Annotated in this window: 9 protein-coding genes and 1 pseudogene; 9 read left to right on the plus strand and 1 reads right to left on the minus strand. The window is 66.9% G+C overall.

The window, feature by feature from the left end:
- The 4 genes from A5701_RS23800 to A5701_RS23815 all read left to right on the plus strand — a co-directional run.
- The coding region (locus A5701_RS23800; RefSeq protein ID WP_156670246.1) for an amidohydrolase family protein at positions 1-404 on the plus strand (404 nt) is incomplete at its 5' end.
- 29 nt (positions 405-433) lie between these two features.
- Positions 434-1,579, plus strand: coding sequence for an amidohydrolase family protein (locus tag A5701_RS23805; RefSeq protein ID WP_067760130.1), 1,146 nt, complete (start codon positions 434-436; stop codon positions 1,577-1,579).
- Position 1,580: 1 nt separating this feature from the next.
- Positions 1,581-1,979: a Rieske 2Fe-2S domain-containing protein gene (locus A5701_RS23810; RefSeq protein WP_067760133.1), complete on the plus strand. Its 399-nt coding sequence runs from the start codon at positions 1,581-1,583 to the stop codon at positions 1,977-1,979.
- Between the two features lie 15 nt (positions 1,980-1,994).
- The gene (locus A5701_RS23815) at positions 1,995-2,861 is read left to right on the plus strand and encodes an alpha/beta fold hydrolase (RefSeq protein WP_067760135.1); all 867 of its coding nucleotides are present in this window, start codon (positions 1,995-1,997) and stop codon (positions 2,859-2,861) included.
- Between the two features lie 5 nt (positions 2,862-2,866).
- Here the strand turns inward: A5701_RS23815 and A5701_RS23820 are convergent, their stop codons facing one another.
- On the minus strand, positions 2,867-3,328 hold the full coding sequence (locus tag A5701_RS23820) for a hypothetical protein (RefSeq protein ID WP_082950157.1): 462 nt from the start codon (positions 3,326-3,328) through the stop codon (positions 2,867-2,869).
- Positions 3,329-3,376: 48 nt separating this feature from the next.
- On the opposite strand from A5701_RS23820, the gene A5701_RS23825 reads away from it, so the two are divergent.
- The 5 genes and pseudogenes from A5701_RS23825 to A5701_RS23845 form a co-directional block, all read left to right on the plus strand.
- Positions 3,377-4,681: an NADH-ubiquinone oxidoreductase-F iron-sulfur binding region domain-containing protein gene (locus A5701_RS23825; RefSeq protein WP_067760150.1), complete on the plus strand. Its 1,305-nt coding sequence runs from the start codon at positions 3,377-3,379 to the stop codon at positions 4,679-4,681.
- The gene (locus A5701_RS23830) at positions 4,678-4,974 is read left to right on the plus strand and encodes a ferredoxin (protein WP_067760141.1); all 297 of its coding nucleotides are present in this window, start codon (positions 4,678-4,680) and stop codon (positions 4,972-4,974) included. The genes A5701_RS23825 and A5701_RS23830 overlap by 4 nt, the downstream gene beginning before the upstream one ends.
- A 90-nt stretch (positions 4,975-5,064) precedes the next feature.
- Positions 5,065-5,388, plus strand: coding sequence for a hypothetical protein (locus A5701_RS23835; protein ID WP_067760143.1), 324 nt, complete (start codon positions 5,065-5,067; stop codon positions 5,386-5,388).
- A 133-nt stretch (positions 5,389-5,521) separates the two neighbouring features.
- Positions 5,522-7,201 (plus strand): OB-fold domain-containing protein, encoded by a 1,680-nt coding sequence (locus A5701_RS23840; RefSeq protein ID WP_197505053.1) that lies wholly within the window; start codon positions 5,522-5,524, stop codon positions 7,199-7,201.
- A pseudogene (locus tag A5701_RS23845) lies at positions 7,198-7,403 on the plus strand (alpha/beta hydrolase); the annotation flags it as partial. The gene A5701_RS23840 and the pseudogene A5701_RS23845, both read left to right, overlap by 4 nt.

The raw sequence follows: 7,403 nt of genomic DNA on the forward strand, positions 1-7,403 counted from the left end.
CGGAGGGCGTGTTCGAGCGCTTCGACGGCCTGAAGTTCGTCTGGGCCGACGGCGCCGCCGACTTCATCACGCCGTTCATCTGGCGGATGGACACGTTCGGCCGGCCCCACCTGGAGCAGACGCCCTGGGCGCCGCGCATCCCCAGCGATTACCTCCCGGGGCACGTCTATTTCGTCCAGGGCAGCCTCGACGGCCCCGGTGACGTCGATTTCGCCGGCGAATGGTTCGGCTTCACCGGCAAGGACGACATGGTGATGTTCGGCTCGAGTTACCCGCATTGGCAGTTCGGCGACGCCAAAAAGCTGCCAAGGGCGCTCTCCGCCGAGCAGCGCGACAAGGTCTGCTGGCGCAACGCGGCGCGGCTCTACGGCATAGACATCCCCGCCGAAGTGGGCGCACAGTAGAAGCAGGACGTGAGACCGAGGAGTTCCCCATGACGTTGACCCATTCGCAGGAGCGGGTCCCCGCGACCGAGCGCATAGCCGTCCGCTGCGTCGACTCGGACGTCCACCCCGCGCCCAAGCGGGGCGAGCTGGTCCCGTACATCCCGGAGCCCTGGCGCAGCAAGTACTTTCTCAACCGCAACGTGGGTGAGCTGATCTACTACGACGCGCCGGACTACGCGCACTCGTACGCGATGCGCGTGGACTCCTTCCCCGCCAACGGCGAATTCCCGTGCAGCGACCCGGATATGGCGTTCCGCCAACTCATCATGGAGGCGGGCTCCGACATCGCGATCCTGGAGCCGGCCGCCTACCCGGCGCGGCTGCCCGAGGCCCAGCACGCGATGTCGTACGCGCTGAACGACTGGCAGGCCAATCACTGGCTGGACAGCCACAACAATTGGCACGAACGGTGGCGCGGTTCGATCTGCCTCGCCATCGAAGAGCCGGAAGCGTCCGTGCGCGAAATCGAGCGCTGGGCCGGGCATCCGTTCATGGCGCAGATACTGATCAAGGCCGAGCCGAAGCCGTCCTGGGGCCATCCCAAATACGACCCCATCTGGGCCGCGGCCACCAAGCACGACATCACCGTGAGCTGCCACCTGTCGCGCAGCCAGTACGACGAGCTACCGATCCCGCCGGTGGGCTTCCCCAGCTACAACCACGACTTCATGGTGACCTACTCGCTGCTGGCCGCCAATCAGGTGATGAGCCTGATCTTCGACGGCGTCTTCGACCGGTTCCCGTCGCTGCGGATCGTCTTCGTCGAGCACGCATTCAGCTGGATCCTGCCGCTGATGTGGCGCATGGACGCGATCTACGAAGCGCGCAAGTCGTGGGTGGACATCAAGCGCAAGCCGTCGGAGTACGTCAAGGACCACATCAAGTTCACCACCCAACCGCTGGACTACCCCGAGGACAAGACGGAGCTCACCCGCGCACTGGAATGGATGGAGTGCGAGAAGATCTTGCTCTTCTCCTCGGACTACCCGCACTGGACGTTCGACGACCCCCGCTGGTTGGTCAAGCACCTTCCCAAGCACGCCCGCGACGCGGTGATGTACAAGAACGGGATTGCGACCTACCACCTGCCGGAGACCGTCCCGGTCCTCGAGGGTCAGACCCGGGTGCTCTGAGTTGACCGAACAAGCCAAACGGCCCGAGCCCCGTCTCGCCCAGGGCCGCGAGCATGTCGTTGCCACCGTGGACGAGATCCCGCCGGGCAAGCACAAGCTCGTCCCCATCGGCCGGCACGGCGTCGGGGTGTACAACGTCAACGGCAGCTTCTATGCGATCGCGAATTACTGTCCGCACCAAGGCGGTCCGTTGTGCTCGGGCCGCTCGAGGGGGCGCACGATCGTCGACGAAACCGCGCCCGGTGACTCGGTGATGGTGCGCGACATGGAGTACATCTACTGCCCCTGGCACCAATGGGGTTTCGAGCTGGCCACCGGGACGACAGCGGTCAAACCGGAATGGAGTATCCGCACCTACCCGGTGCGCATCGTCGGCAACGACGTTCTGGTGCAGGCCTAACACAGGAGAAATCGCGTGCCTTCTATCGAGATCAACGGGGGAAATGTCGTCTACGAGATCCTCGGTGACTCAGGGGATCTCATCGCGTTGACGCCGGGCGGCCGGTTCAGCAAGGAGATCGAGGGCCTGCGGCCGCTCGCGGACGCGCTGGCCGCCGGCGGCTACCGCGTGCTGCTGTGGGACCGGCCCAACTGCGGCGCTTCCGACGTGCAGTTCTACGGCCAGAGCGAATCACACATGCGCGCCGAGACACTGCACAAGCTGGTGACGGGGCTGGGATTCGAGCGCTGCATCCTCGCCGGGGGATCCGGCGGGGCGCGGGATTCCATGCTGACCACGATGCTCTACCCCGAAATGGTCACCAAGCTGGTGGTGTGGAACATCGTCGGCGGCATCTACGGCACCTTCGTACTCGGCTCCTTCTACATCATCCCGAGCATCCTCGCGGTCCGCGGTACCGGCATGGACGGCGTGGTGAAGGTTGCCGAATGGCGGGACCGCATCGAGCAGAACCCCGACAACAAGCAGCGGTTCCTCGACTTCGACAAAGACGAATTCCTCAAGGTGATGCTGCGCTGGCTGAACGCGTTCGTCTCCAAGCCTGGACAGACGATCCCGGGCGTCGAGGACGAGATGTTCGACCGAATCAAGGTCCCCACGTTGATCATTCGCGGCGGCGAGAACGACATGGATCACCCGAAGCGGACGTCGCTCGAGGTCAGTTGCCTGATCAAGGGATCGAAGCTCATCGACCCGCCGTGGCCGGAGGATGCGTGGGAACGCGCATCCGAGGACCGTGCGGCGGGCCGGGTCCAGCACTTCAACATGTTCGACACGTGGGTACAGGCGGCGCCCCCGATCCTCGAATTCCTGGGCTCGTGATGGCGCTAGACGGTGCGAATGTGGACCTCGCAGTTGAGCGACGCCTCCAGAGCCGTGTGAACGCGGCTCTCCGGGATGCGTTCCAGGTCGGACTCCCGCAGCGTCACGTACACGATGTCGAATCCGTCGTCACCAGGCGTCCGCTCGATGTCGCCCGCGAGCCCGAAGCCGGACAGCACGCCGTGGGCGTCGTCGTCGGTTCCGCGGCTGATGAAGGTGACCACCCCCGGTACCGGCGTGCCGCCGAACACCTTGGCGCACAGGTTCATTGCCACGTGCCTGGCCGCGTCGCCGTCTTCAGCGGCGATCAACAATTCGACTTCGCGGCGCCCCGCGGGCATGGCCACGAGATCGTTCTCGACCACGCCGACGCCCGCTTGCGCCGCGAGCTCAAGGAGCGCCGCCATGCCGTCTCGTAGCTGCGCCGCCGTGGACACGCTTTCCGGGTCGACGTTGACGCGTACCACCGCAGTTCGCACGTGCGCAAGCGTAACCAAGACGATGGCAGGCCGGCCGTGAGCACCGCGCAATCCACCCCCATCGCCACCGCCACCTCCCCCGGCTGCGAACCCCGATTGCTCTTCGGACGAACCGGCCATACACCCGAGGATCTCGCGGCGTATCGAGAGCGCGGCGGATATCGGCCGCTCGCCGACGCCGATGGATTGCTGAGCGAAGTGGAAGTCAGCGGGCTGGTCGGTCGGGGCGGCGCGGCCTTCCCCCTCGCGATCAAGTTGCGCACGGTGCGCGATAACGGCCGCGTTGCCGGCGGCGCCGTGGTCGTCGCGAATGGTGAAGAGGGAGAACCGGCCTCGATCAAAGACCGGTGGCTGCTGCGCAACCGTCCACATCTGGTGCTGGACGGCCTTCGACTTGCCGCGGCGGTCGTGGGCGCCGGCCGCGCCTATGTATATGTGTCCGACCCGGAATCGGCGCACAGCGTCCAGACCGCGCTCGGCGAGCTCGATCCGGGCACCGTCGGCGTCACGGTCGGGCTGTTGGCCGTGCAACCCGGGTATGTGGCCGGCGAGGAGACCGCGGCCGTCCGCGCGCTCAACGGCGGCCCGGCCAAGCCGACCGACAAGCCGCCACGCCCCTTCGAATCCGGCGTCGACGAACGGCCCACGCTGGTGAGCAACGTCGAGACGCTGGCCAATCTGCCCTTCCTGCAGGGCCACGGCTCGACGAAGTTCCGCTCGCAGGGCACGTCGATATCCCCGGGCACGTTCCTGGCCACCGTAACCGGCGCCGGCCGGCCGCCGGTGCTCTACGAGCTTCCGCTCGGCCTGCCGTTCACCGAACTCCTCGCGCTGCACGGCGTTTCGCCGGACCAGGTGCGTGGAGCGCTGATGGGCGGCTATTTCGCCGGTCTGCTCAACCGCTCCGTGCTCGAGACAACCCTGGATCACGAGACGATGCGGCGCCTCGGCAGCGGCCTGGGCTGCGGCGCGGTCTCGGTGATCACCGACGACTGCCCCGTCGCGGTCGCGGCGTCGGTGCTGGCCTACTTCGACCGCGAGAACGCCGGCCAATGCGGGTCATGCTTCAACGGAACCGCGGCGATGGCGGCCGTCGCCGGTGCGTTGCGCGACGGCGCCGCAACGGCAGAGGACCTCCAACGGTTGCGCCGCTGGTCGGTGCTGCTGCGTGGGCGGGGCGCCTGCGCGACGCTGGACGCCGCCACGAATGTGGCCGCCAGCCTGCTGGCGCAGTTCCCGGGCGAAGTGACCACGCACCTGGAGGGCACGTGCCCGGCCTGCTCTCGCGGCGCGTTCCGCAGCGACCGCCCCTACGAGGCGGAGGCTGCGAGGCAAGCATGAAAATCCGCTTGGATCGCACGGTTTGCGACGGTTTCGGCATCTGCGCCAAGTACGCGCCCGGATACTTCTCGCTGGACGATTGGGGCTACGCCTCCCTCATCGGCGATGGCACCGTGGCGGAGTCGGACCGCGACGCGGTGATGCGCGCCCTGATGGACTGCCCGGTGCACGCCATCGCGGAAATCGGGGAACGCACCTCGCCCGCCGCGCACCCACCACTCACCGATGCGGAAGATCCGGCCGAGCACCTCAAAACCGAAGAGAACGAGGCGGAGTGGGGATTCACCCGCTGAACGGGGTGCCGCGAAACTTCCTGACCATGGTCTAGGCGGTCTCGACGGAATAAGCTGAACCAGCCAGGATGGCCCATCGGGAGGCACACGATGAGGTGGTTTATTCGTCGCCTGACCGCCGTCATAGCGGTCGCGCTCGCACCGGCGGCCGTCGCGGTGATCGCGACGCCGGGAATCAGCTCGGCGGACTGCGATCGCAACATGTCGTTCAATCCGGCGACGCTCGAGTGCACGCCGCCACCGGTCCTACCGGACTGGTACACACTGCCGCCGCCATACGCGCCGCCATTCGCCGCACAGGACGTGCCGCCGCCACCACCACCGCGGCCATGGTGGTCACCGAACGAACCGATGTGGAATGCCGGCTTTCACCAGTGGGGTACCTATTTCACCGGCGTCTGGGTGCCCTACTGACCGGTCGTCCCGGCGGCGGCCACCGTCCCCGGAAACAAGACCAATACCGTCTCGATCGCACCTGCGTACGAGTGATAACGTAATTCTCCAATTCGTATAACGGTCCTACCAAGCCGCACCCTGGACCCGCTCGATGCGCGGAGGTGACGTGTCAGCAGCACCGGGCCGACCGCTGCCCCTGATCACGCAGGACAACGAGTTCTTTTGGACCTCGGGAGCCGACGGCAGACTGCGCCTGCAGGAGTGCCAGGCCTGCCAATCCCTGATCCATCCGCCCGCGCCGGTGTGCCGGTATTGCCGTTCAACCGATGTCGGGGTGCGAGCGGTCTCCGGCAGGGCAACGCTCGCCGGGTTCACCATCAACGAACGGTTCAGCCTGCCCGGGCTGGCCGCGCCCTACGTCATCGCGCAGGTGGCGATCGCCGAAGATCCGCGGATTCGGTTGACCACCAACATCATCGAGTGCGAGCCCGATCGGCTCGAACTCGGCCAACAGGTCGAGGTTGTCTTCGAACACGTCGAGGACGTGTGGTTTCCATTGTTCCGGCCGGTACACGATGCCGAAGCCGGCCCATTGCCCACCGATGAGATAGCGCCGGAGCGCTTCGGCGAACACGTGCGCCCCATGCTCACCCGGGAGAAGTTCGAAGACAAGGTCGCACTGACCGGGATCGGCATGTCGCCGATCGGTCGCCGGCTGATGCAGCCCCCGTTGGCGCTGACCGTGCAGGCGTGCGAAGCGGCCATCGCCGACGCCGGCCTGACATTCGCCGACATCGACGGCCTGTCCACCTATCCCGGCGCCATCACCGTGGCGGGCATGGGCGAGGGGGGCACCACCGCCCTCGAGGCCGCGCTCGGCATCCGGCCGACTTGGCACAACGGCGCGATGGAAACGTTCGGCCCGGGTGGCTCCCTGATCGCCGCGATGCTTGCGGTCGCCTGCGGGCTGGCCCGGCACGTGCTGTGCTTCCGGACGGTGTGGGAAGCCACCCACGGCGAGCTGATGAAGCATGGCAAAATCAGCCCGACCCATGGTTCAGCGGGCCGGATGTCGGGCTGGCAGATGCCATTCGGGGCGACTTCCGCGGCGCACACCTTGGCGATGAACGCGCAGCGGCACTTTCACCGCTACGGCACCACTAAAGAGACGCTGGGCTGGATCGCGCTGAATCAGCGGGCCAACGCCGAACTCAACCCGACCGCCATCTACCGCTCGCCGATGACGATGGACGACTACCTCAACGCGCGGCCGATCACCACGCCGTTCGGCCTCTATGACTGCGACGTACCCTGCGACGGCGCGATCGCCGTCATCGTCTCCGCCGTCGACACCGCGCGCGACCTCGCCAAACCACCTGTCCTGGTCGAGGCGGTGGGCACGCAGATCATCGAGCGAATCGACTGGGACCAAAGCACTCTCACCCACGAACCGCAGGTGCTGGGTCAGGCGGCGCACGTGTGGACGAGAACCTCCCTGCGCCCCGACGACGTCGACGTCGCCGAGCTCTACGACGGCTTCACCATGAACTGTTTGTCCTGGATCGAGGCGCTGGGATTCTGCGGAATCGGCGAGGCCAAAGAGTTCCTGGACGGCGGCAAGAACATCGCCCGTGACGGCCTGCTGCCACTGAACACCCACGGCGGCCAGCTGTCGCACGGGCGCACCCATGGCATGGGCCTCGTCCACGAGGCCATCACCCAGCTGCGCGGGGAGGCCGGCGATCGCCAGGTCGCCGACGCCCGCGTCGGCGTGGTCAGCAGCGGCGGCCTCACCCCCAGCGGGGTGCTCTTACTGCGGGCCGACGCATGAAAACGCCGCGGCCCCGGCTGGTGATCGTCAACGGCGTACCGATGTCGGCGCTGGTCGCCGAGGCCGACGAACCCAAGGCCGTGATCGTGGCGATCCACGGCGGGGGAACCACCGCAATGTATTTCGACTGTCCGGGGCATCCGTCGTATTCGCTGTTGCGGACCGGCGCGGCGGCCGGATTCACCGTGGTGGCGATCGACCG

The organism is Mycobacterium sp. E3305 (assembly GCF_001666785.1).
GTDB lineage: Bacteria > Actinomycetota > Actinomycetes > Mycobacteriales > Mycobacteriaceae > Mycobacterium.